The sequence below is a fragment of the Nocardia thraciensis genome (assembly GCF_054782435.1).
Genome location: NZ_BAAGSM010000010.1, coordinates 364,711 through 387,677, shown reverse-complemented (window position 1 = coordinate 387,677; position 22,967 = coordinate 364,711). Strand labels below are relative to the sequence as shown.

At 68.3% G+C, this 22,967-nt stretch carries 29 protein-coding genes; 15 read left to right on the top strand and 14 right to left on the bottom strand.

Translation table 11 applies throughout. The features are described 5' to 3' along the window. Positions 1–76 precede the first annotated feature (76 nt). The 3 genes from ACYVLQ_RS04965 to ACYVLQ_RS04955 form a co-directional block, all read right to left on the bottom strand. Positions 77–682: a transglycosylase SLT domain-containing protein gene (locus tag ACYVLQ_RS04965; RefSeq protein ID WP_460696160.1), complete on the bottom strand. Its 606-nt coding sequence runs from the start codon at positions 680–682 to the stop codon at positions 77–79. A 494-nt stretch (positions 683–1,176) separates the two neighbouring features. Further along, positions 1,177–1,773, bottom strand: coding sequence for an AbrB family transcriptional regulator (locus ACYVLQ_RS04960; protein WP_460696194.1), 597 nt, complete (start codon positions 1,771–1,773; stop codon positions 1,177–1,179). Between the two features lie 497 nt (positions 1,774–2,270). Further along, positions 2,271–3,665 (bottom strand): cystathionine beta-synthase, encoded by a 1,395-nt coding sequence (locus tag ACYVLQ_RS04955; RefSeq protein WP_460696159.1) that lies wholly within the window; start codon positions 3,663–3,665, stop codon positions 2,271–2,273. 235 nt (positions 3,666–3,900) lie between these two features. On the opposite strand from ACYVLQ_RS04955, the gene ACYVLQ_RS04950 reads away from it, so the two are divergent. The 4 genes from ACYVLQ_RS04950 to ACYVLQ_RS04935 all read left to right on the top strand — a co-directional run bounded on the left by ACYVLQ_RS04950 (position 3,901) and on the right by ACYVLQ_RS04935 (position 7,152). Further along, on the top strand, positions 3,901–4,380 hold the full coding sequence (locus tag ACYVLQ_RS04950) for a hypothetical protein (RefSeq protein ID WP_460696193.1): 480 nt from the start codon (positions 3,901–3,903) through the stop codon (positions 4,378–4,380). A 187-nt stretch (positions 4,381–4,567) separates the two neighbouring features. Beyond that, positions 4,568–5,437, top strand: coding sequence for an SGNH/GDSL hydrolase family protein (locus tag ACYVLQ_RS04945; protein WP_460696158.1), 870 nt, complete (start codon positions 4,568–4,570; stop codon positions 5,435–5,437). Positions 5,438–5,510: 73 nt separating this feature from the next. Continuing rightward, positions 5,511–6,731, top strand: a complete 1,221-nt coding sequence (locus tag ACYVLQ_RS04940) for an acetyl-CoA C-acetyltransferase (protein WP_460696157.1) — start codon at positions 5,511–5,513, stop codon at positions 6,729–6,731. 82 nt (positions 6,732–6,813) lie between these two features. Further along, a complete protein-coding gene (locus tag ACYVLQ_RS04935) occupies positions 6,814–7,152 on the top strand; it encodes a DUF1330 domain-containing protein (RefSeq protein ID WP_460696156.1) in 339 nt (112 codons plus the stop codon). 13 nt (positions 7,153–7,165) lie between these two features. On the opposite strand, the gene ACYVLQ_RS04930 is transcribed toward ACYVLQ_RS04935, so the two are convergent. Together ACYVLQ_RS04930 and ACYVLQ_RS04925 are read right to left on the bottom strand one after the other, a co-directional pair. Next, entirely contained in the window at positions 7,166–7,291 is a 126-nt protein-coding gene (locus ACYVLQ_RS04930) for a hypothetical protein (RefSeq protein ID WP_460696155.1), read from the bottom strand. Between the two features lie 39 nt (positions 7,292–7,330). After that, on the bottom strand, positions 7,331–8,191 hold the full coding sequence (locus ACYVLQ_RS04925; RefSeq protein WP_460696154.1) for a Bax inhibitor-1/YccA family protein: 861 nt from the start codon (positions 8,189–8,191) through the stop codon (positions 7,331–7,333). A 283-nt stretch (positions 8,192–8,474) separates the two neighbouring features. Here ACYVLQ_RS04925 and ACYVLQ_RS04920 point away from each other — a divergent pair, with 283 nt between their 5' ends. The 3 genes from ACYVLQ_RS04920 to ACYVLQ_RS04910 all read left to right on the top strand — a co-directional run bounded on the left by ACYVLQ_RS04920 (position 8,475) and on the right by ACYVLQ_RS04910 (position 10,738). Continuing rightward, positions 8,475–9,404 carry a hypothetical protein gene (locus ACYVLQ_RS04920; protein ID WP_460696153.1) on the top strand — a complete coding sequence of 310 codons (930 nt, stop codon included), beginning with the start codon at positions 8,475–8,477 and terminating at the stop codon, positions 9,402–9,404. Between the two features lie 100 nt (positions 9,405–9,504). After that, positions 9,505–9,981: a hypothetical protein gene (locus ACYVLQ_RS04915; RefSeq protein WP_460696152.1), complete on the top strand. Its 477-nt coding sequence runs from the start codon at positions 9,505–9,507 to the stop codon at positions 9,979–9,981. 52 nt (positions 9,982–10,033) lie between these two features. Then, positions 10,034–10,738, top strand: a complete 705-nt coding sequence (locus ACYVLQ_RS04910) for a hypothetical protein (RefSeq protein WP_460696151.1) — start codon at positions 10,034–10,036, stop codon at positions 10,736–10,738. A 296-nt stretch (positions 10,739–11,034) separates the two neighbouring features. Here the strand turns inward: ACYVLQ_RS04910 and ACYVLQ_RS04905 are convergent, their stop codons facing one another. Further along, complete coding sequence (locus ACYVLQ_RS04905; protein WP_460696150.1) at positions 11,035–11,400, bottom strand: DUF7882 family protein; 366 nt, start codon at positions 11,398–11,400, stop codon at positions 11,035–11,037. 123 nt (positions 11,401–11,523) lie between these two features. On the opposite strand from ACYVLQ_RS04905, the gene ACYVLQ_RS04900 reads away from it, so the two are divergent. Beyond that, positions 11,524–12,060: an NUDIX domain-containing protein gene (locus ACYVLQ_RS04900; protein ID WP_460696149.1), complete on the top strand. Its 537-nt coding sequence runs from the start codon at positions 11,524–11,526 to the stop codon at positions 12,058–12,060. Here ACYVLQ_RS04900 and ACYVLQ_RS04895 read toward each other — a convergent pair. After that, a complete protein-coding gene (locus tag ACYVLQ_RS04895) occupies positions 12,044–13,408 on the bottom strand; it encodes a hypothetical protein (RefSeq protein WP_460696148.1) in 1,365 nt (454 codons plus the stop codon). The two genes, ACYVLQ_RS04900 and ACYVLQ_RS04895, sit on opposite strands and share 17 nt — an antisense overlap. A gap of 163 nt (positions 13,409–13,571) precedes the next feature. Here ACYVLQ_RS04895 and ACYVLQ_RS04890 point away from each other — a divergent pair, with 163 nt between their 5' ends. From ACYVLQ_RS04890 to ACYVLQ_RS04865, 6 genes are all read left to right on the top strand, one after another. After that, positions 13,572–14,042, top strand: coding sequence for a hypothetical protein (locus tag ACYVLQ_RS04890; protein WP_460696147.1), 471 nt, complete (start codon positions 13,572–13,574; stop codon positions 14,040–14,042). Continuing rightward, positions 14,039–14,332, top strand: a complete 294-nt coding sequence (locus ACYVLQ_RS04885; RefSeq protein ID WP_460696146.1) for a hypothetical protein — start codon at positions 14,039–14,041, stop codon at positions 14,330–14,332. The genes ACYVLQ_RS04890 and ACYVLQ_RS04885 overlap by 4 nt, the downstream gene beginning before the upstream one ends. 15 nt (positions 14,333–14,347) lie before the next feature. After that, entirely contained in the window at positions 14,348–14,605 is a 258-nt protein-coding gene (locus tag ACYVLQ_RS04880; RefSeq protein ID WP_460696145.1) for a hypothetical protein, read from the top strand. 12 nt (positions 14,606–14,617) lie between these two features. Continuing rightward, the gene (locus tag ACYVLQ_RS04875) at positions 14,618–15,997 is read left to right on the top strand and encodes a hypothetical protein (RefSeq protein WP_460696144.1); all 1,380 of its coding nucleotides are present in this window, start codon (positions 14,618–14,620) and stop codon (positions 15,995–15,997) included. Positions 15,998–16,004: 7 nt separating this feature from the next. Next, the gene (gene cyaB, locus ACYVLQ_RS04870; RefSeq protein WP_460696143.1) at positions 16,005–16,574 is read left to right on the top strand and encodes a class IV adenylate cyclase; all 570 of its coding nucleotides are present in this window, start codon (positions 16,005–16,007) and stop codon (positions 16,572–16,574) included. A 117-nt stretch (positions 16,575–16,691) separates the two neighbouring features. Continuing rightward, a complete protein-coding gene (locus ACYVLQ_RS04865; RefSeq protein ID WP_460696142.1) occupies positions 16,692–17,015 on the top strand; it encodes a hypothetical protein in 324 nt (107 codons plus the stop codon). An 83-nt stretch (positions 17,016–17,098) separates the two neighbouring features. Here the strand turns inward: ACYVLQ_RS04865 and ACYVLQ_RS04860 are convergent, their stop codons facing one another. The 4 genes from ACYVLQ_RS04860 to ACYVLQ_RS04845 form a co-directional block, all read right to left on the bottom strand. After that, entirely contained in the window at positions 17,099–18,382 is a 1,284-nt protein-coding gene (locus tag ACYVLQ_RS04860) for a hypothetical protein (RefSeq protein ID WP_460696141.1), read from the bottom strand. A 10-nt stretch (positions 18,383–18,392) separates the two neighbouring features. After that, the gene (locus ACYVLQ_RS04855) at positions 18,393–18,548 is read right to left on the bottom strand and encodes a hypothetical protein (RefSeq protein ID WP_460696140.1); all 156 of its coding nucleotides are present in this window, start codon (positions 18,546–18,548) and stop codon (positions 18,393–18,395) included. After that, a complete protein-coding gene (locus ACYVLQ_RS04850) occupies positions 18,526–18,699 on the bottom strand; it encodes a hypothetical protein (RefSeq protein WP_460696139.1) in 174 nt (57 codons plus the stop codon). Before ACYVLQ_RS04850 ends, ACYVLQ_RS04855 begins: the two co-directional genes overlap by 23 nt. Positions 18,700–18,947: 248 nt before the next feature. Beyond that, positions 18,948–20,099, bottom strand: coding sequence for a class I SAM-dependent methyltransferase (locus ACYVLQ_RS04845; RefSeq protein WP_460696138.1), 1,152 nt, complete (start codon positions 20,097–20,099; stop codon positions 18,948–18,950). Positions 20,100–20,171: 72 nt separating this feature from the next. On the opposite strand from ACYVLQ_RS04845, the gene ACYVLQ_RS04840 reads away from it, so the two are divergent. Next, positions 20,172–20,747, top strand: a complete 576-nt coding sequence (locus tag ACYVLQ_RS04840; protein ID WP_460696137.1) for an AMIN-like domain-containing (lipo)protein — start codon at positions 20,172–20,174, stop codon at positions 20,745–20,747. Between the two features lie 72 nt (positions 20,748–20,819). Here ACYVLQ_RS04840 and ACYVLQ_RS04835 read toward each other — a convergent pair whose 3' ends face one another. The 3 genes from ACYVLQ_RS04835 to ACYVLQ_RS04825 all read right to left on the bottom strand — a co-directional run bounded on the left by ACYVLQ_RS04835 (position 20,820) and on the right by ACYVLQ_RS04825 (position 22,913). Continuing rightward, positions 20,820–21,137 carry a nuclear transport factor 2-like protein gene (locus ACYVLQ_RS04835; RefSeq protein WP_460696136.1) on the bottom strand — a complete coding sequence of 106 codons (318 nt, stop codon included), beginning with the start codon at positions 21,135–21,137 and terminating at the stop codon, positions 20,820–20,822. 93 nt (positions 21,138–21,230) lie between these two features. Further along, the gene (locus tag ACYVLQ_RS04830) at positions 21,231–21,398 is read right to left on the bottom strand and encodes a hypothetical protein (protein WP_157124082.1); all 168 of its coding nucleotides are present in this window, start codon (positions 21,396–21,398) and stop codon (positions 21,231–21,233) included. Between the two features lie 63 nt (positions 21,399–21,461). Further along, positions 21,462–22,913 (bottom strand): MDR family MFS transporter, encoded by a 1,452-nt coding sequence (locus tag ACYVLQ_RS04825; protein ID WP_460696192.1) that lies wholly within the window; start codon positions 22,911–22,913, stop codon positions 21,462–21,464. Between the last annotated feature and the right edge of the window lie 54 nt (positions 22,914–22,967).

Genomic DNA, 22,967 nt, shown 5'->3' with positions numbered 1-22,967 from the left:
GATCATTCGAATCAGCGGTTTGCAAACATTTTGCTGACGTCTCGATAACGAACGGGTCCGATACCGAGGCGGCGGATCAGTAGGCCGAGTTGACGTTGTCCATCGAGCCGTAGCGGTGAGCGGCGTAATTGCACGCGGCGGCGATGTTGGCGACCGGGTCCCAGACGTCGTACGGGGTGCCCTCCACGTGGTACGCCCGGAAGGTCGGGTCGATCACCTGCAACAGACCCTTGGACGGGATGCCCGCCGCGGCGTTGGAGTCGTAGAGGTTGATGGCCTGGGGATTACCCGTGGACTCGCGCATGATGTTGCGGAGAATGCCGTCGTAGCTGCCCGGAATGCCGCGAGCGGACATGATGTCGAGAGCCTCGCGAATCCAGCCGTCCAGGTTGTCGGGGTAGCTCGGGGCCGGGGGCGGCGGCGGGGCGACCGGCAGCGGCGCGGGCATGGGAGCCGGTGCGGCCTCGGGGGCCGGCGCCTGGGCGGCGGCCGGGGCCGCGGGAGCAGTGGTGCTATCGGCGGTCGCGGCGATCGTGGAGGCCAAAGCGGCGGGCCGCACATCGTCGCTCCCGTGCCCCACCGCGGAGGTGACGGCGGCGAAGGCGGCCAGCGCCAGGGTGGCGGATCCGGCGGTGCGTGCGACCGCCTTGGCTCTACTGCTCTCGATGGACTTCTTCGACATGCGCGGTTTTTCCTACTCTGGTGTCGGCCGTTGTGGGCCTGCACAGGCAGCACGGGGTCAGGGTGAGACCGTGACGGGTTCACCTGGGCGCTGCGGTGCTGTTGTGGAACTTGTTATGAGAGAAGGGGATTCGCAGTCCCCACTGACACGACTGAGCTCAGCGACGGCCGGGCGGACCGACGACGGCGCTGGATGCGCTCGCGGCCGCGGCGGCTACCGCTGCGATGCCCGCCGTACCTGGCGGCGCATCCGTCGCGGTCGTAATCCGCATGGGCGTTGACAACTCCTCGTGCTATCCGGGGTCGGGACAACCGACGAGGTCACAGGATGGTTGCGGTAGGTTAACGTAAACTGAACTCAAGATGAACAAACGGTGCGAACTTCTGGCAAACACTTAAAGTTCAATCTTCTACAACCCGCTGACCAGGACATTCACGCCTAAACGCAAGGTGCCGCGGGTCACAGAAAAAGTTGCCGTGTCGTGCTGGACAGCGTCAATTTGCCCGTATTTTGGGGGCTTCAGCGCGTCTGGGTAACGGTTCGTGATCATCGGCCGCCGTGGTCACCGATAGCCCCGGCCTGCGCCCGGAATCACTGGGTGGGGCCGTCGACCGCCTGGCCGCCGCGGCACGAAACGACGTCGTCCGCTGCGGGCTTCGACGGTGCAGCACTCGCATGATCAGCGGGAGCAGCAGGATCATCAGCAGCAGGCGCACGCTCTGCACCGTGGTGATCAGCGGCATGTTGGCGTTCATATCCTCGGCGGCGGCCAGGACCGCGTTGAGCCCGCCGGGAGTGGTGGCCAGGTAGAGATCGGACAGTTCCAGATCGACGAACAGCGCCAGACCGAGCGCGAGCGCCGCGACCACCGCGGACAGCGCGACCACCGCGGCCGTCATACCGGGCAGCAGCCGCGCCATCTCCACCACGACGGTGCGGGTGAAGCGGGTGCCGACCTCGAATCCGATCAGCACGAACAACAATTCCTTGAACAGATTGGTCGGCGCGTAGCCGTGGCTGACGCCCACCGCCGTCAGAGCCGCGGTGATCAGCAGCGGGCCCAGCAGCGCGCCCATCAGGACGCCCAGCATGGCCTGCACGCCGACCGCCACCTCTTTCGGCAGCGGCGGGCAGTCGCCCGGTGAGCGCGAGCGCCGCCCCGACCACGATCGCGACGATCATCTGCGGCGCCGGGAATCGGGTGCGATCGAGCACCTCCGCCACACCCAGCACGGCCGCCAGCAGAACCATCCATCCGAGCGCTTGCCACCGGGTCATGCCAGGCCATATTCGTCCCCACTGATGAACATGGGGTAACAGGTCAGTTATCCCTCACGACCAACGCGGTGATCCCGGCCTCATAGCGAATTCCCCTGCACTATAGGGAAATTCAAAGAAGGGTTACTACCCTCTGCGGGCTGACGCCCTCAATTTGCCAACAGGGCAACCTTGCAGCGTCAACCCTCGGCGATCCCGAGCGCGGACAACGCCCCGGCGCCCCAACTCACGCACCGCGCGCCTGCTCACGCACCCCCTGCAGCGCTTGCACGGGGTGCGTGAGCACGCGGGGGGTGCGTGGAGGGTGGGGTCAGCGCGCGGGGAGGCCCGAGCGGCTCAGGAAGCCGAGCAGGTCGTGGCGGGTGATGACGCCGATCGGCTTGCCGTCCTCGACCACCATCAGGGCGTCGGTGGATTCGAGGGATTTGGTCGCGGCCGAGACCGGCTCGCCGGAGCCGATCAGCGGGAACGACTCGCTCATATGCTTGGACACCGGGTCGGTGAGGTGGGCGCGGCCCTCGAAGACCGCCGAGAGCAGATCGCGCTCGGTGACGCTGCCGGCCACCTCGCCCGCCATCACCGGCGGCTCGGCGCCGACCACCGGCATCTGCGAGACGTCGTATTCGTGCAGGATCTCGATGGCGTCGCGCAGAGTCTCCTGCGGGTGGGTGTGCACCAGATCGGGCAGCGCGCCGGACTTGCCGCGCAGCACGTCGCCGACGGTGGGCTCGGTGGTGCTGCCGTCGAGGCGGGACCGCAGGAAGCCGTAGGAGCTCATCCACTGGTCGTTGAAGATCTTCGACAGATAGCCACGGCCGCCGTCGGGCAGCAGCACGACCACCACCGCGTTCGGATCCCGCTCGGCCACCCGCAGCGCCGCGACCACCGCCATGCCACAGGAGCCGCCGACCAGCAGGCCCTCCTCGCGGGCCAGGCGACGGGTCATGTCGAAGGAGTCGGCGTCGGAGACCGCGATGATCTCGTCGGGCACGGCCGGGTCGTAGGCGCTGGGCCAGAAGTCCTCGCCGACGCCCTCGACCAGATAGGGACGGCCGGAGCCGCCGGAGTACACCGAACCCTCCGGATCAGCGCCGACCACCTGCACCTTCCCGCCGGAGACCTCCTTGAGATAGCGCCCGGCGCCGGTGATGGTGCCGCCGGTGCCGACACCGGCGACGAAATGGGTGACGGTGCCGTCGGTATCGCTCCAGATCTCGGGACCGGTGGTCTCGTAATGGCTGTCGGGGCCGCCGGGGTTGGAGTACTGGTCGGGCTTCCACGCGCCGGGAATCTCGCGCACCAGGCGATCGGAGACGCTGTAGTAGCTGCCCGGATCCTCCGGCGGGACGGCGGTCGGGCACACCACGACCTCGGCGCCGTAGGCGCGCAACACGTTCCGCTTGTCCTCGCTCACCTTGTCCGGGCAGACGAAGACGCACTTGTACCCGCGCTGCTGGGCGACGAGCGCCAGGCCGACGCCGGTGTTGCCGGAGGTGGGTTCGACGATGGTGCCGCCGGGCTGCAGCAGGCCCTGCTCCTCGGCGGCATCGATCATCTTGACCGCGATGCGGTCCTTCGAGCTGCCGCCCGGATTCAGGTATTCGATCTTCGCCGCCACCAGGCCGGAGTTCGGGCCCACCACGGAGTTCAACCGCACGAGCGGGGTGTTGCCGATCAGATCGACGACGTGGTTCGCGATGCGCATAGGCCCATCGTTGCAGAATGTCGCGCCTCACCCGGCAACCGCCCCGGGTCAACGATCCCGGCCAAGAGCATGCCGGGAAATACGAGCGGGCATGCCTGGAGATACGAACGGGCATGCCTGGAGATACGAACGGGCATGCCGGGAAATATCAGCGGGCACACCGGAAATCTGAGCGGGCACACCGGTCAACACCGCGACGCCGCTGCGCTTTGCGCCTATGATCTGCCGGGTGAGGATGCCGAAGATCGCCCGCACCGCCGCCGCCGTGCTCGGAACCCTCGGGGTCGCGACGGCGATCGCGTCCGCCTCGGCGGACGCGCAGACCGTCGAATTCCCCCAGACGCCGAGCGTGTTCTACGGCGGCCTGTGCTGGGGCAACATTCGCACCTGGGCCGACACCAGCCCCGACTATCCCGGCCGGGCCATCATCAATGTCCAGTCGCTGGCCATCGCGGGCGTCGGATCCGGGCAGTATCCGTTCGCCCCGCTGTGCAATGTCGACACCACCGTCGCCTGGCGCAACACCACCACCGGCGCCGCGGGCGAGTACCGGCTGAACGTGGTGGCCGGTATCTACGGCAGCATCCTCTATGCCCAGTTCCAGGACACCGGCCCGGGCCACATCGAGGTCACGGTCTCCACCAGCAACTTCAACGTCCCGGCCAAGGGCGGCTTCGAGGTCCCCGGCCCGCCACCCCCGCCGCCGGGCGAATAAGCGCCGACTCCCCACGCACCCCGTGCGTGCTCCCGCACCCCCTGCACGCGTTGTGCGGGGTGCGTGAGCCGACGCGGGGTGCGTGAGTTCGTTCGGCCCCGATGACGGGTGCTCACATTCGCCGGATCCGGCACGATATAAGCAGACGAGATCGTGGTCGGAGGGTGGAGCGGAAAGGGGTCGACAGGTGGCGAGAACGTGGCGCACGTTCGCGGTGACCGGCGCCGCCACGGTGGCGGCTGGGTCGGGTGCGGGTACCGCGTGGTGGGCGGGCTATCGGCTGCTGATGCAGCAGGCGCAGGCGGCGCGGGCGGTGATCGGCCGCGACACCTCCAAGCCGCCGGAGGCCGACGGCGTCTATACCTCGGGCTGTCCGGCGCCCGAATCATGGCGCACCGGAACCCCTTTCGACCTACACCTGATGATCTTCGGTGACTCCACCGCGGCGGGCGTCGGCTGCGACAGCGCCGAGCAGGTGCCGGGTGTGCGGCTCGCCCGCGGCCTCGCCGAGGCGACCGGGCAGCGAATCCGGCTGAGCACCAAGGCCATCTCGGGCGCCACGTCCAAGGGGCTGGCCGGTCAGGTCGACGCGATGTTCGTCGCCGGGCCGCCGCCGGATGCCGCGGTGATCCTAGTCGGCGCCAACGACGTCACCAAGAAGCACTCCGTACTCCGCTCGGCGCAGCGGCTGCGGCGGGCGGCGCAGCGGCTGCATGAGGCGGGCAGCGTGGTGGTGGTCGGCACCTGCCCCGATCTGGGTTCGGTGGCCGCCATCCCGCAGCCGCTGCGGACCGTGGTGCACAGCTGGAGCGTGCGACTGGCGCGGGCCCAGGCCGCCGCGACCCGCGCGGTCGGCGGGTGTCCGGTGCCGATGGGCGATCTGCTCGGCCACGATTTCCGCAGCACACCCGAGGTGCTGTTCTCCGCCGACGGCTTCCATCCCTCCGCCGCCGGGTACGAGTTGGCCGCCGCCCACTTGCTCCCGGCGCTGCTGCGCGAGCTCGATGAGCGAGATACGGGCATACCGGATGTACCGAGCCCGATCGGGGCGACGTAGATTCGGAGGAGAATTCCGTATCTGTGTACCGAACGGCCGCTTGGTTGTTCGGCCGCCCAACGAAGGAGTCCTCATGCCAGAGGCCGTCATCGTTTCCGTTGCCCGCTCCCCGATCGGCCGTGCGGGCAAGGGCTCGCTCGTGGGCATGCGCCCGGACGACCTCGCCGCCCAGATGGTCCGCGCCGCGCTCGACAAGGTCCCGGCGCTGGCCGCCTCCGACATCGACGACCTGATGCTCGGCTGTGGGCAGCCCGGCGGCGAGGCCGGGTTCAACATGGCCAAAGTGGTGGCGACGCAGCTCGGCTACGACTTCCTGCCCGGCGTGACGCTCAACCGCTACTGCTCCTCATCGCTGCAGACCAGCCGAATGGCTTTCCACGCCATCAAGGTGGGCGAGGGCGATGTCTTCATCTCCGCCGGTGTCGAGACCGTCTCGCGTTTCCCGAAGGGCACGTCCGACGGCTGGCCGGACACCCACAACATCAAGTTCGCCGATGCCGAGGCACGCACGGCGAAACGCGCCGAGGGCGGCTCGGACGGCTGGGTCGACCCGCGCGAGAACGACCAACTACCCGACGTCTACATCGCGATGGGCCAGACCGCCGAGAACGTCGCCCAGTTCACCGGCATCTCCCGCGAGGACCAGGACCACTGGGGCGTGCGCTCGCAGAACCGCGCCGAGGAGGCCATCAAGTCCGGCTTCTTCGAGCGGGAGATCACCCCGGTGACGCTGCCCGATGGCAGCGTCGTCTCCACCGACGACGGCCCGCGGCCGGGCACCACCTACGAGAAGGTGTCGCAGCTCAAGCCGGTGTTCCGCCCCGACGGCACCATCACCGCCGGTAATGCCTGCCCGCTCAACGACGGCGCGGCGGCGCTGGTGATCATGAGCGACACCAAGGCGAAGGAGCTGGGTCTGACCCCGCTGGCGCGCATCGTGTCCACGGGCGTGTCCGGGCTGTCGCCGGAGATCATGGGCCTGGGTCCGATCGAGGCCGTGCGGCGGGCGCTGAAGCTGGCCGGTAAGACCATCGACGACCTCGACCTGTACGAGATCAACGAGGCGTTCGCGGTACAGGTGCTCGGCTCGGCGCGCGAGCTGAACATGGACCTGGACAAGCTGAACGTCTCCGGCGGCGCGATCGCCCTGGGCCACCCCTTCGGCATGACCGGCGCCCGCATCACCGCCACCCTGATCAACAACCTGCAGACCCACGACAAGCAATGGGGCCTGGAGACCATGTGCGTCGGCGGCGGCCAAGGCATGGCGATGATCATCGAGCGCCTCAGCTGACGCTGAGCCACAGAAGGTTCCGGGGGCCGTGCCCCCGGTCCCCGTAAGGTTCGCAAAGCCACCCGGATGCGAGGAGTCCGAGATGCCTGCCTATGCCATTGCTCATCTGCACAATGTCGACGTCAATGCCGAGATCGTCGAATACCTGCGGCGGATCGACGACACCCTGGCCCGGTTCGGTGGGAAATTCATCGTGCACGGCGGGCGCCAGATGGTCGCCGAGGGGCCTGCCGACGGCTCCGTGATCGTGATCGAATTCCCGGATTACGATGCGGCGCAAGCGTGGTACGCCTCGCCGGAGTACCAGGCCATCCTGCCGCTGCGCACGAACAACTCGGTCGGCGTGGCGGTCCTGGCCGACCACTGCGGTGACGATCACGTCGCCACGGATATCCTGCCGCCGAAGGTGCCGCGCGGCTGATCGCACACCAGGCTCACCGACCGGCCGATGCCAGGAAGTCCCGGACCAACGGACTCGCGACGGAACGGAACTCCTCGAAATAGGCGTGGCGGGCGCCGGGAATCATCCGCAGCCGGGCGTCCGGAAAACGGGTGGCCACCGAGGAATTCGGTGGCCACCCGCTCGATTACGCGGACCGCTAGTCGTTCTGCAGGTAACTCAGCAGCCGCAGGATCTCGAGGTACAGCCAGACCAGGGTGACGGTGAGGCCGAGGGCGACGCCCCAGGCGGCCTTCTCCGGCGCCTGGGCGCGGATCAGCTGGTCGGCGGCGTCGAAGTCGAGCAGGAAGCTGAACGCGGCGATGGCGATCACGACCAGGCTGAAGATGATCGAGATGGGGCCGCCGTCGCGCAGGCCGAAACCGCCCTCGGTGAAGAACGCGGCGATCATGTTGCCCACCATCAGCACCAGCACGCCGATCATGGCGCCGACGATCATGCGGGTGAAGCGCGGCGTCACCCGGATGGCGCCGGTCTTGTACACCACGAGCATGCCGAAGAACACGCCGAAGGTGCCGAGTACCGCCTGCGCGATCAGCCCGGAGCCGCCCACGCCGCCGAAGGCGACGTTGGTGAACATGAACGACAGCGCGCCCAGGAACATGCCCTCGAAGGCGGCGTAGCTCAGGACGATGGCCGGATTGTCCTGCTTGCGGCCGAAGGTGGCGACCAGCACCAGCACCAGGCCGACCAGGCCGCCGACGATCACGAACAGCGGCGCCAGCGCATGGTTGGCGGCGGTCAATCCGTAGGAGAGGATCGCCGCGAGCGTGACCACGCCGAGGGTGATGCCGGTCTTGGTGACGACGTCGTCGATGGTCATCGGACGGGCGGCGGCCTGGGTCGGCGGCTGATACTGCTGCTCGTAACCCTGCGGCTGCTGCCCGTACTGAGCGAATTGCCCGGCGCCCGCAGCCGCCGAACCGAACCCCGCGTATCCACCCTGCTGTTGCGGCAGGTTCTTGAAGATCGGGTTGCTGGAGGTGCGTGAAGCACTCATATCGCTAGCTCTCCTGTCATAGCTGCTCGTCACGGATGCTACCCGCACACCGTGCACCGGGCGGCTCTCCAATGAGGTCCGTTATGCCGTATTCAACGACCGGCCACCCTGCACGGGTTCCCGGCGCACAGCGATCACATACAGAATTTACGCTGCCGACAGGTGTTAGGGCCCTTCACGCCGCCGTTCGGCTCGGGCGAGGTGGCGAACGATGACGCTCAGCCTCGTACCCCAGCAGTCGCCCGGCGCCACGACATGCCGCTTTCGACTCTCTCGTGACCGGGTGTGCACAGCACCCGCCGAGCGCGGCGAGTTCTGCACCAACCCGAAGCACACGGCCCGCGCCCTGTATGAGCGTGAGCTGAAGTGGGCCCGCGACGATCGCGCGAAGGCCGACGAGGCCGCGGCGCCGCATCGTCCGGTCACGGATGGCACGAGCGAGCTCGCCGCGCTGCTCGTCCAGCTGCAGGAGACGGCCGGCCGAGTCGCTGCGCTCATGCAAGACGCGCAGACGCTCGCCGCGTCCATCACCGATCCCGACACGATCGCCCGCGAAATCGACGCGGTCACCCGCGCCGCCGAGATGCGAGTCGCCGAGGCCGATCTCGCGCGACGGACCGCCGAGCAGGCCGCCGAGACCGCTGCAGCGCAACGAGATCAGGCGATGAACCTCGCCGACGCGGCATCCGCCGCAGCCGAGGAAATGATCGCCGAGCGCGACGCCGCGGTGCGACGCGTCGATGAGATCGCTGCCGCCGCAGAGCAGCGCATCGCAGATCTCACCGCGAACGCCGAGCAGCGCATCGCCGACATCACCGCCGACGCCGAGCAGCGAGTCGCCAGAGCGAACAGGGAACGCGACGAATTGCGCGAGCAGGCCGAGCAGGCGATAGAGCGCATTCGCGAGAAGACCTCCGACGAGGTGGGGAAGATGCGCGAGAAGCACGACGCTGCCATAAGCGCGTGCGACCGGGCCGAGTCCGAACGTGCCGCCGCGCTCGCTCTCGCCGAGCAGACCAAGACGGACGCCGCCCGCCGAACCGACGAGCTGCAAGCCGCTCAGATGACCGCGCTCGAAAACCTGCACCAGCACTACGCCGCCGCCATGGCCGCCCAACGCGAAGACGCCGAGAAGATTCGAGCCGAACTGCGCGGCGACCTCGAATCCGCGCGGCGCGAAATCGCCGACCTACGAAAACGGGCGGGCCGATAGCCCGGGCGCGATCGCGCTCCCCCTATTCGCCGGTCCTGTCGATCGGATCCCAACGCACCGGCAATCCGCCTGTGCCCCTTCAGAGATGAGGTGCCCCGATATGTCCATGCCCAGCTACCCGCAGCAGATGCGACCGAGGAAGCGGCGCGTGTGGCCGTGGCTGCTGCTCGGTCTGCTCGTGCTGATGCTCGGTGGATGTCTCGCCGCAGTCGCGGTGGGCGTCGACACCGCGAACCGAGCTGCCAGCACCACCGCGGCGCGAACACCGTTCGCCCTGCCGGTCGTCCCCGCCCACTCCCCGACCACCACACCCGCCCCGCCACCGACACCGGCGGGCCCGGCCGCCGTGATCCGCAAGGACGGCACCTACGTGATCGGCGTCGACATCCAGCCCGGCACCTGGCGCACCGAGGGCGCGTCGTTCTGCTACTGGGAGCGCGTCAAGAACCTGTCCGGCGGCGTCGGCTCGATCCTCGACAACAGCGCCGCATCCGGGCAGCAGGTAGTCACAATTCTGCCCACCGACAAGGCATTCAAGAGCCGCGGCTGCGGCACCTGGACTCTCGTGCCGGATTAGCCGCCCGCCCGTCAAGTCCAATTTCTCACCAACACCCATCAGGAGTATTCCCATGTCCCGAATCCTTTGGGCCGCAGTCGCTCTGCTCACCTTCGCGGCCACCGCCGCAGGCTGGGCCGGGCAGGCACACGCCGCGCCGATCCCCGGCCTGACCGAGGGCCAGACGATCCAGATGCGCCTGGCGCTGGCGGGCGACGTCGGACGCAGCGAGACGGAGCTGCTGGCCACCGCGGCGGAAGCGTGCGCCACCCTGCGCGCTCAACCCGATACCACTGGCCGCGACGCCGCGCTCGAGCAGCTGGCGGCCCGCAGGTACTCCGAGGGCTTCTCCCGCGGCTACGCGCTCGGCGTCATGCTGGCCGTCACCTGCCCCGACACGGTTCCCGCTGCCACCGGCCACACCGTTACCGTCGCCCCCGGCACGCTGCCACTGCAGCCCGTCGCGTCGCCGATGGAGGACACGGCCGCCCTGCAAAGCTTCGGCGCGCAGTTCTCCGCCGCCAGCGCGGTCGGTGGGTTCGGCGGCACGGTGGTCGGCGCGATCATCGGCTGCGTCATCGGCGGTGTCGTGACGGCGCCGACCGTGGTGTTCGTCCCGGCGGGTTGCATCACAGGTGCGGTGCCCGGCGCCGGCATCGGCGGCATCCTCGGCACCATCGCCGTCGGCGGGCCCGCGCTGCTGGTCGCCGGTTCGGACCTGATCGCCACGCTCACCGCTGCACCCGGCACCACGAAGTGGGCTCGCCCCGCCAGCTGACTCTGCCGCCTCGTAGCCGCCCGGTCTTCCCCGCCGGGCGGCTTTCTGGTGCCGGGGAACCATCACCGATCGCCGCACGTCCGAGCAGGTATGACGCACTCGCGATCTCGGCGCGATGCTTCACCCCTCGCGCCCGCCCCCGACCGGATCCGCACCTACCACCGTTGCCACGGGGACCGCTACCGGCAGACGTACCTCGACGAGGCCGCAGCCTGGCGCGAATGGATCGGCAGCCGGGACGCTGGCGACGGGCCGGGATCCGGCGCTAGTGCCCGTATCAACCGGCCGTCAGGTGCTTAGGGTGTACTGTCGGCATCCTCCTCGTCGCCTTCCTCGAGCGGCTGCCAGTCCGGGTCGATCACCTCAAGGCGCTTGGTGGTCGAGTTCGTCCCCCGCGACAAGCCGAGCGGGATTGCCGATTCCTTAACCCAGTTGGCCACTGCCTCGCGGGAGTAGCGAATCGGCTGATCTTCGTCGTAGTTCAGCAGGATCGGAATCGACGGATGTAGCCACACCGCGTTGCCGTCCCATTCCAACCAGAAGCCTTCGCCCCGGCTGAACCTCTCCTCCATAACCCGCTGGAGAACGACAAGAGCGTCGTTCTCGATGCCGTCGAACTTCACGCTGTTCGAGCCGTTCGGGTTGTACTGCAACTGTGCCACGGAGCCTCACTCGCCTTTGAAGGAACGTTACGAGGAGACAGCGCCCGTGGACGCCGAAGCGTTACGTGCCCCCCGCAAGGCCCGACAGTCACCGCGTTCATCCGGCCGCGATACCGTCGAACGGTGAAGCGCACCCAGTGGAAGATCCACGGCGAGAAGCTGGTCGACGAGAACCGTCACATCCGGTTGTCGACGGTCGACGTCGAGCTGCCCGACGGCGTGAAGTTCACCCAGTATGTGGCCCGCATGCCGCACTGCGCGATGACGTTGGTACTCAACGAGAACCGGGAGGCGCTGCTCATGTATCGCCATCGGTTCATCATCGACAAATGGGTGTGGGAACTGCCCGGCGGCTACGTCGACGGCGCCGAGGACGTTGCTGCAGCGGCGGCGCGTGAGGTGGAGGAAGAGACCGGATGGCGACCTCGGACGATGGAGCACCTCGTCACCTATCAGCCCGCAATCGGCACGCTTGACCAGCCGCAAGAGATCTACCTCGCGCGCGGCGCCGACCTCACCGATAGCGCGCTAGATATCAACGAGGCCGAGGAACTCGGTTGGTTCCCGCTGCCTGAAGCCGTGAAGATGATCGACCGCGGCGAAATCGTCGGCGCCGCAACGGTCGTCGCGCTGTACCGGGCGCTCAGTCTCGACGTGTAGTCAGCTCGCGTACCTGCTGCCGGAAGTCGGCAACCTCGGGCGTCGACACGTACGGGTCGAGCCGCTTGCGGAGGTCACGCAGATAGGCGTAGCTGCGGCGCGACGATAGCCCGGCGGCGATGTCGAGGGCCTGGCGGCCGATGCTCACCGCTTCGAGCGGATCGTCTGCCGCCCGCGCGGCGGCGAGCAACGACAGGTTGAACGCGCGCCCCCGCAAGTATCCGTCCGACATGTCGAGGGACTGCTCAGCGAATCGTGCGGTGCGCACGTCGTCGCCGAGGTCTCGGAAGCAATGCGCCACCTTTGCGGACATGTAGGCGCCGTCGAAGTACGTCAGCCACTCCGGACGATCGGAGGATTCAGCCTTGGAGAACGCGCGCTCGGCGGCGTTGAGCGCCAGCGCGCACGACGAATCGTCTTGGCGCGCCGCATGCCCGTGCGCCTCGACCATGTGGCATTCGGACTCAAGGGCGGCCAATCCCGCGCTGCGTGCGGAAATCTGAGCGGCCCGGGCGAGGTCGACCGCGTCGCCGGGGCGGCCGACGTAGGTTGCCTGGTGGCTCATAGCGGCGAGGATCTCGGCGCCGAGGCCTGGGTCGCCGGCCGCACGGGCGAGCCTCAACGCCTGAATCAGGTACCGCTGCGCGAGCCCGTGCTCCTCCTGGTCGTATGCGGCCCATCCGGCGAGCTTCGTCAATTCCGCACTGGCAGCGAACAGTTGTCGCCCGACGGCCTCGGCGTAGTTGCCGCGCAGCAACGGGCCGACCGAGCTGTGCAGGTATTGCACGATCGTCGGCCGCACTCGACCACCGCCGACCTTGTTGTCGAGGTCCCGGAATGCGGCGGTCATGGTGCGCAGGGAATCGACATCGCCCTGCCCGACTCGGCGGCTTCCCGCCGAGACCGGGTGTTCCGGTCCGGGCAGGGTCAGCCAGCGCATCGACGCGGCGGGGTAGACCGCCACAGCATACGAAGCACCTAGCAGGAATCTCCTGCGTTCCACGTCACTCCTCCACAGCGCGGTTACGGACGCCGTCGCCTCGGTCAAGCTCAGCGAGAACTCGAGGCCGAGCTCGACCGGTTCCGGCCCGCCGGTCATCCCGCAATCCTCTGGGGTGATCTTGCGTCCGAGCGTCTCGGTGAACACTGCCGCGATCAGTTCCGGTGCAGGCGAATTCGGCTGCTCTCCGGCCAGCCAGCGCCCTACCGACCGGTGGTCGTAGCCCAGCTCCAAGCCGATCGCGTATCCGCGATCGACCACTCGCCGGGCGAGCCCCCCTCGGCTGATGCCGGACTCCTCGAGCAAGTCGTCCAGGTCCCGATTTGGTTGTTTGGGCTGGCGTCCCATAGCCGGAGTGTGGCACGCGCAACATTGCTGCGCCACATCACGGCCGTTTCTCACACCCCCTGTGCACACCCCCACCCCACCTGCACACCCCCACCCCACCTGCACACATTCGCCTGACTGCACACGTTACGGGCGCGCCCGCTCCCGGGTTCTCCTGAAAGTCATGGACGTGGCGCAGGTTCTTCGCGAAGCGGTCACGGAGATGACGCGCCGCATTTGCCAGCGCGCCGACAACATCGAACAGGACACGGAGCACAGGGAAATGGAGCCAGACACAGCGGAGCGGGGACGTCTTGCGATTCGTTGCATCCGCCCGGATTTGACCAACGATCGCGACGGCGACGAGCTGCGAGCGACACAGGTTGGTGTACGGCTGGGGTACGCCGTCGACGAGGCGGTCGTCGTACTCGACCCATCGTGCGAGGGGCCGCTCGTCACGGTCGTGAATGCGCTGGCCCGCACTGGGGCTGACGCGGTGATCGTCCCCGATCTACTGCACGTCATCGGCATCGACAGCGCGATCCGGCTGCGGGTGGACCTCATCACGGCTGACGACGGGGCAGTGCTCGAACGCCAGATCTCGAGCGTCGAGTGCCGCGGCCTTGGAATCGTGGCGAGTCCAGAACCGGCATGAGCACCTTGGCGGGCTGGTGGATGCTCGTCGGGCTCGTCCTCGTGTTCGGCGGCGTGGTCCTGGTGTTCGTGCGCCAGGAGCTCGACGACACCGAAGCCAGCGAGGAACCGACTCAGATTCTGGTGTGGACGCACACCGCACCGGCGCGGCCGTTCACTATCACGCAAGCACATCGGGTGATGCAGCTCCACAAGGCCTGCCGCCGCGAAGACTGCCCGCGCAAGCGAGCGGCATATCAGACGCTCCTCGACGCCCGGCGACTGAAACCGGATTCGGGACGCACGTATTGAAAGGACTGCACCACAGTGGATTCAGACGACGAGGAAGTCGACTACGGCGACGAGACACCGCAGCAGCACTACTACGCACAGATGCGTTATTGCGAGCGACATCCGGACGAGTACCCGGGGCTGCTGGAAAGACTCATCGCCGCCGGGCCACCGCCGCCGATGGAGCGAGACGGGTACTGGGGACAGATCGCGTACTACCGGCATCACGCCGTCACCGATCCGGATGCGGCGCAGCGGCTCGCCGAACTCGAGGCCGAGGGCCCGCCGAACTGAATAGGGGAAGCCGTGATCGGCACAGCCAATCGCTTTGCGCACGAACAGAAAACGGCCGCCGGATATCTCGATGTCGCGGCCAACGACCACGGCGACGAGAAGGGGTTGCTCGTACACCGGGCCCTGCGCCGAGTCCGGTCGGACGAGGCGCACGTCGTCGAGATCGGCCCAGGCGGCGGCTCGGCGGTCGACTTCCTGGCGTCCCGGCTCACCGCGGAACCGCAGCCGATTCGGTTGACGTTACTCGAGGCTCCGGGCGTGACCTCGCAGTCGCTCACGGCAGCGATCGACCGGTTCAACACGGTCGGATCGTGTGTGCTCGTGCACGGGTGGGCGCAGGATATCGCCGACGTTCTGCGCGAGCCGGTCGACATCATCAGCGCGTCGGCGCTGATGCACGAGATCTATTCGTACGGAGGCGCATACGGTGGCCTGCATACGATGATGCGGATCCTGCCGACGGTGATCCAGCGGTACGGGTATTTCGTCTACCGCGACGTGTACGCCGTCGACGCGGCGAGCTTGCACGAGCGGGTGGTGCAGTCCTACAGCGGGCAGGCGTGGCTGCAGTTCCTGCGCATGTTCCTGCCGCACTATCTGCGCGAGGGCACGCACCCGTACCACCACCACGACGACGAGGTCCTCGCGCGGCAGAATTCCCGCATCGTCCCGGTCACCGAGCTGGACACCCGGGTGTGCGCGGTCATCGAGGCACCCGTCGGGGTGTTCCGGGAGGTGCAGCGCCACTACCTCACCTTCCGCGATCACGTCTGGCGCTCCGGGGTTCTCGGCTTCCGGCCCGTCCTCGACGGACCACTGTCCGACGATTGGATCGACTTCCGCTCCGGACACAAGCGCGTGCACTACACGCTCACCGAACCGGACTGGATGCCGGCCGCGCAGAAGGCGAACCTTCTCGCCGTGAGCGAGCCACTGGGCGACCACCACGTGATCGACGGCGATATCTTCGACGCCGTGTCCGACGTCGCGCTGATGGCGTTCATGGCCGCAGCCGACAGCGGCGACGAGGACTGCGCGCGAACCTGGCAGGCGTGGCTCACCCGGGAGGGCCGCGAGACCTATGCGTATCTGACCGTCGACGAGCTGCTCGCCGCCTTCGCGGTGAACTCGATCGAGGCGGCAGCCGATCAGGACACGGTGCTGATGCCGGTGCACGACGCGGACGTATTCACCCGAGACCGCCGCTACTACAACCGATTCCTGAGCAAGCGCCTGTCCAACGCGCTCACCGATGCGAAGCAGCTGGTGCTGTTCCAGAACATCCCCGTATCCGACACCAACGCCGTGCAGAGGGCGCTCGGAACTCTGCAGAGCATCTGCTCGAAACCCAACCTCGCCCGCCTGCATACCGCGATCCACTGGAGAGGATAATTTCCGCATGCAACTGATCGAGGTCGAACGCAAACGCGAACTCCCCGACAGCAACACCCTCCGCGACCGGCTCGTTGAGCTCGGCTACCGCGAGAGCAGACAGGTCACCGAGACCGATATCTACTACAGCCGACCCGACGTCGATTTCATGGAAACCGTTGAATGCCTACGCATCCGACGGCGAGACGATTTCGCCGAGGTCACCTACAAACCCGCGTCGACCACCGCCACCCACAGCGACCGCGACGTGATCGCCAAGCACGAAACCAACGTCCACCTGTCCGGCGCCGACCAGGCCGACCACGCGATCGCGCTGCTCGACGCCATCGGCATGATCGAACTCGTGCGTGTCGAGAAGGCACGCACCCTCTATCGGCACCCCGACCATGATGAGGCACTGGTCGTCATCGACACCGTCACCGGCGCAGGGGAATTCGTCGAGACCGAGGTCACCGCTTTCGACAGCGACGACGCTACCGCCCGCCTCGAGACGATCGAGCACGAACTCGGGATCGACGATTACCCGATCGTGCGACTGCCGTACCGGGATCTGGTGATGGCGGCCGCTACATCCTGAAATGACGAAACGCGCCCCGGTCCGCAACGGCCGGGGCGCTGTCTGTTTCGGGACCTTGGTCCCTGGTGGAATCTGTTCGCGGCGTGGATGATGCCGGGCGTCAGCTCCTGTCGGGGGGTGCTGCAATCGTTCCGTCAACACACCAGGAGCATCATGCGTGCATTCCTTGCGGCCGTCCTCGGGGCCGCCGCTCTCCTCGTTTCGCCTGCCGTCGCCACCGCCGATCAGGATCCGGGCGCAGCGTTCCTCGAAGGCTTCGCCAAGGCATTCGGCAGCTCGGGCGGAGGCGGCCAGTCGCGGCCCGGGCACGAGTCGCGGATATACCCCGACGGCCCGTCGTGCTACGCCGACGCCGCGCGGATCCGCCGGCCGGGCGTCACTGCCGAATGCAACCCGCTTGGCGGCAATTCCGGCCGGTATCAGCTGATCGTGGTGGGCTGACCGCGAACGCAGAAACCCGCCCCGCCGAGCTCTGTTCGGCGGGGCGGGTTCTGGTTTGCGCCGTCGTGCACGGCGTCGTGAGCTTACGGGTTGGTCGCACGCACGTAGCTTGAGGTATTGGTGTTGGCGGCCGGGTTGCCGGTCCCGAAGTCCTTGAGGGCTTCCAGCCGGATGACATCGTTCGCCGCGACGGTTTGGTTCGCAGCCGTCACGGTGGCCGTGGCCGTGCCGCTTGCGGGAACGCTGACGGCGCTACCGACTGCGATCTCGGTTCCGTTCTTCAGCAGCCGCATCGTGACCGAGCGCGCGAAGCTGCTGCCGGTCCACACCACGCTGGCGGCGATGGTCTTCCCGGTGCCGGCGGACTGGATCACCAGCTCGTCGTTGCTGACGGTGCTGCCCGGATAGTTCGTGGTGTCGGCTGCCCAGCCGGTGACCTTGGTGTAGCTGGTCGCGCTGAGGGTGAATGCGCCGTTCTTGGTCATGCCGCTGGGCGCGAACGTCGTAACCGCCGGTGCCGGAGCGGATGCCGACGCTGCGGCGGCGACAGCGGCAACGGTCGCGTCCGCTTGCACCGCGGGCGCGGGCGCCGTCGCCGACGCGGCCGCCGCGACTCCGGTGACGGTGGAGCCCGCGGACACGGCGGGCGTGCACGCGGTGGCGGATCCGATTGCCGGGACAGCGACGACAGCGACGCCGACCGCTGGCACGCCTGCGGCGGCCGCGGCGGTAGCCGGTGGCGGCGTGACGGTCGCGGTCGCCGAGACTGCTGGAGGTGCGGCGAAGCCCGTAGCGGTCATGGCCGGAGCGAGCATCGCGATCTCGTAGGCGGGGGTGGGTGCTGCGGCCGATGCCGCAGCTGCGGCGGCCGCGACGGTTGACGAGGCCGATACATGCGGAGCGGGAAGAGCGGCGATCGCCGTCATGGCGGGCGGGTTGGCGGCTACTCCGACCACGGGTGGCGGCATCATCGCCGCGGCAGCTGCGGCGGGTGGGCTGACCACCTCGGCGTCGATGAACAGGGGTGGGAGAGCTGCGGCGGTCGCGGTGGCGGGTACGGCCGACACGACGACGGGCCGGTCCGGGGTGCGCATCTGCGCGGTGGCGATGGCACGTGGCACCGACACCGTGACGTCGACGCGCACGGTCGGCGGGTGCATCTGCGCGGTGGCTACCGCGGTCGCCGCGCCGAATCCCGGCGTGACCGCCGGGGCCGGCATGGCGGCCGATGCCACCGCGGCGACAGTCCCGACCACGCCCGCCGCGATATCGGACCAGACGAGCCGCTCGCCGAGATACATGCGGGTGATGCGCTCCTCGCCGAGATAGAGGCGCTGGATCGGCTGTCCGCGCGAGAAGATTCCCATGCCTCGGGATTCAGGCCGCGCTGATGGTGAGGATCCCGGCCGCGTCCCACACGATCGAGAAGGTGCCCGCGGTAGTGCTGACGTCCTGGCCGAAGTCGACATACCCGAGCAGGGGCTTCGTGGCCGCGGTGGCGGGGGAATCGTCATAGACCTCGCTTGGGGCCAACGGCGGTCAAGTCGTTGTCACAGTAGCGCACCGGAGTCCAGCCGCGCGGCTCGATGATCTTCGCAATGATCTCGTCCCACTGCCGGGAGATCGCCAGTTCGTCGTCCTCGTCGTCCTCGGACTGGCGTAGGTAGACACCGCAGCGGATCACGGTCGCACCCCTTATCGCAGCGAATGCGGCCGTTCTCTAGACACCGGCCACGGGTGCGGCTAGTCTACCGAAACGAGTGCTCCACTCAACACCAGATTGCTTGAGGTGCGCACCGTTCTCGTGCCTTTCCGAAGGTCGCGGTCCACGACTCTCGTGGCCGTTTCGAGTATCCAACGTGCCGCGGCAGGATCAAGTTCCCGAACCGGGCGAAAATCCGGACAAACGGGACTCTACCGTTCGAGGAGAACCTACTCCTGCCGTACGTCGCGCAGACCACGCATCGACCGCGTCACCGTGAACTTGCGGTTTCGGGCCACCACGTCGGTCTTGCCGACCAGCCGTTCCATGACCCCACGATAGTTCAGATGTGAGTTGTATACCGTCCACAGCTCGCCGCCGGGCCGCAACACCCGCCCCGTCTCGGCGAACATCTTGATCGCCGAGCCGGTGTGCACCGCCGCACCCACGTGGAAAGGGGGGTTGCACACCACCAGGTCCGCGCTGTGCTCGGCCACCCCCGCCATCGCGTCGTCGCGCAGCACCGTCACCCGATCGGCCACGCCGTTCGCCGCCACCGTGGCCCGCGCCGAGGCGACCGCGGCCGCCGACTGGTCGGTGCCGACCACGCTGACCTGTGGGCGCGCCTTGGCCAGCGCGACCGCCAGAATGCCGGTGCCGCAGCCCAGATCGATGGCATCGCGCGCATCGGGCTTCATCCGTCGGACGTGCTCGAGCAGGAAGCGGGTGCCGATGTCCAGGCGCGGGCCCGAAAACGCCGCGCCGTGGGCGACGACCTCGAGCCCCAACTCGTCGAGCCGGCTGTGGACGGGATAGCGCGGGTCGCCGAGCGGTTTCGGCCGCTGCGCCAGCAGGATTCGCGACTTCTGCCGCCCCCGGCTGGCGCGCACCGCGGCGAACGACTCGCTCAGCACGTCGTTCATGGCCGGTGTCAGGTATTTGTCGCGGCCACCGGCGAACACCTCGACCTCGGGGTCGGCGTAACGGGCGACGGCGTCGGCGATCTCGGCCAGCCCGGACAGCGCGCGGGGCAGCCGGAGCAGCACCACGCGCACGTCCTCGAGCAGCCGCCGCCCCAGGGCGTGTGCGCTGTAGCGGTCGGCCAGTCCGAGGGCGCGCGCGTTGTTGGCCAGCGCGAGTTCCCCGGTGAGCAGGTCCTGGTGCACGCGGACCCCGGTCAGCTCGTGGGTCGCGATGGCGCCCAGCGTGAGCGCGCCGTACCCGTCGTCGATCACCGCCACGCGCTCGCCCTCGACGGCGGCGAGGGAATCGGCGGCAACATCGAGGATCAGCCGGTCGGCGGCGTCTACCGCGTAGAGGTTCACCGCTTCCACGTCGGGGTATCGCCGCAACCGGCTCAATACGTCGTCGACCTCCTGCACGCCTATAGTGTGCTAGATCGTTGCCGTGTCGTCGCGCCGACCCCGGTGGTATTACCGAATACCATCGGCCCCATGCGTAACAGGCTGGCGTTGACAGTGGTGGCGGGACTCGCGCTGCTGGCGGGTTGCTCCGACGGTTCGTCCGATACGCCGGGGCCACCGCCCGCGGCCACATCGGTCACGCCGACGAGCGGGACCGAGTCCCCGCCGACGGCCGCGGCGCCGCAGGAGGGCAAGGCCTCCGCCGACGCCCGCCTCACCGTCACCGGCGTGCGCATCGGCCACCACGAGGGTTTCGATCGGGTGGTCTACGAACTCGGCGGCACCGGTACGCCGGGATGGCGGGTGCGGTACACCGATCGAGCGGTGCAGGACGGCAGCGGACGGCCGGTCGATGTGGCCGGGCGATCCATCCTCGAGGTGCAGATCCTGGGCTCGGCGTATCCGTGGGACAGCGGCGTCACCGCGTACGAGGGTCCGGACCCGGCGACCGACCCCGAGGCCCCCGGCATCGCGGGCGTCTACCGCACCCAGGTCTACGAGGGCACCACCCAGTCGTTCATCGGCGTGAATGCCGACAGTCCCGCCTTCTCGGTCAACGCCCTACAGAATCCGGCCCGTCTGGTAATCGACGTCGCCACGAACTGACGCCCACACCATCCCCGGCACGAACCGCACGCGAAGACGCCCACACCATCCCCGGCACGCTTTTGGCCGGGGTCAGGCCTGGCCGGTCTCGAAGCGGGAGACCTTGTCGCCCGCGATGGTGAAGCGCCAGGCGGTGCGCATGGAGCCCCAGCGGTCGTTGGCGTAGTCGGCGACGAAGGAACGACCGCCGTCGGCGATGGTGGCCGGGTCGACGGTCATCCGGCCGTTGGTGTCGAAAGCCTCGCCCCGCACCCACTGCCGCAGGTCGCGGTCGCTGCCGTCGTCGGACATGGTCGCGTCGTCGGTGAGCAGGTCGTAGAAGGAGGCGCTGTCGCCAGCGTTGAGCGTGTCCACGAACTTCGCCACCACGGGATCGAGTTGGTCGGCCATACTGACGCCCCTTTCGGGTCGGGTACCGCACGATCGAGTCATAGCTAATCTACAGCAACACGCTTCGCGCGTCCGTTGGTCGGGCCGGGGCGGTCACTCGCCGGATTCGTCGCGCGGCGCTGGCTCGGATCGCGGATTCAGCCGGATCACGCCGCGGTCGAGGTCGAGGTCGCCGACCTCGAACGACTGGCCGCTGCCCGCCTCGTCGTCGCTCTCCTTGCGCAGCCTCCCGCCGTGCAGGAGTTCACCGAACTGTCCCATGCGGCCCACCCTACGCCCCGTCTCCGACATCCGCGGGTCCACGAACACCCCGCCCTCGAATCGTCAATCCCGCCTGACCGCCACGCTTTCCGGCGCGACCGGCACCGAGCGCGCGGGTCGGCCGCGGGGCAGCGCCGCGGCGGCCACCACCATGACCACCGCCATCGCGGAGACTCCGAGGAACACCAGGTGGATCGCCGACGACAGCACCTCCGGCGCGGGATGCTCGGCCTCGCCCACCCGCATGTTGACCAGCGCGCCGAACACCGCGACGCCCACGGCGCTGCCGATCGAGCGCGCGAACATATTGGTGCCGGTCACCACACCGCGCTCGCTCCATTCCGCGCTGGTCTGAGCGGCGATCAGGGTCGGGGCCGCGACCCAGCCCAATCCGGCGCCGACGACGAAACAGCTCAGCGCGATCTGCCACAGCCCGGAGCCGCTGCCGAGCAGCAGGGTCGACAGCGCCCCGAGCGCGGCCAGCGAGCTGCCGATCAGCGCGGTGCGGCGAAAACCGATGCGCAGGTACAGCTTTCCGGCCAGTGACGCGGTCAGCGGCCAGCCCAGCGTGAGCGCGCCGACGGTGAGACCGGCGACGAGCGCGCCGACGCCGAGCACCCCTTGCGCGAAAGTCGGTACGTACGAGGTCAATCCGAGCATCACCGCGCCGATCAGCAGCGACGCCAGGCTGCTGGTCACCACGATGCGGCGGGTGAACACCCACAGCGGCAGAATCGGATTCGAGGCCCGGTGCTCGACGAATCCGAAAAGCGCCAGCAGGACCGCGCCGCCCGCGAATACCGCGATGCTGATCGGCGAGTTCCACTCCCACGAGTGCCCGCCCTCCAGCAGTCCCAGGATGACCGCGCCCGCGCCCACGGCCAGCAGCGCGGCGCCGAGATAGTCGACGCGGTGCCGCTGCCGGGGCGCGGTCTCCCGGAACGACCGCAGCAGCACCCAGGCCGCCAGCGCCGCGAGCGGCAGGTTGATCAGGAAGATCCACCGCCAGCTGACGTAGTCGGAGAACAGCCCGCCCAGCAGCGGCCCGAGCACCGACGAGGCGGCCCACACGCTGGCCAGGTAGCCCTGTACGGTGGCACGCTCCTCGAGGGTGTAGATATCGCCCGCGATGGTCATCGACATCGGCTGCACCGCGCCCGCCCCGATGCCCTGGACGGCGCGAAAGACGATGAGCGCGAGCATGTTCGAGGCGAGCCCGCACAGCAGCGAACCGAGCGCGAAGACAGCGATTCCGAACAGCATCACGGGCTTGCGGCCGAAGGTGTCGGCGATCTTGCCGTAGATCGGGACGGTGACGGCCTGTGCCAGCAGATAGATCGAGAACAGCCAGGGAAACTGTGCGAAGCCGCCGAGGTTGTCGGTGATGGTGAGCACGGCGGTGGCGATGATCGTCGAGTCCAGCGCCACCAGCGAGGTGGACAGCATCAGGGCCGCCAGGATGGCGCCGCGCTCGGAGCGGAGGCCGATGGAGGGTTTTCTGGCGGCGGCTGTCACGGGCACCCTCTCTCATTAGCTCGGCTCAACAACTGAGTCGAACACCCTGACAGC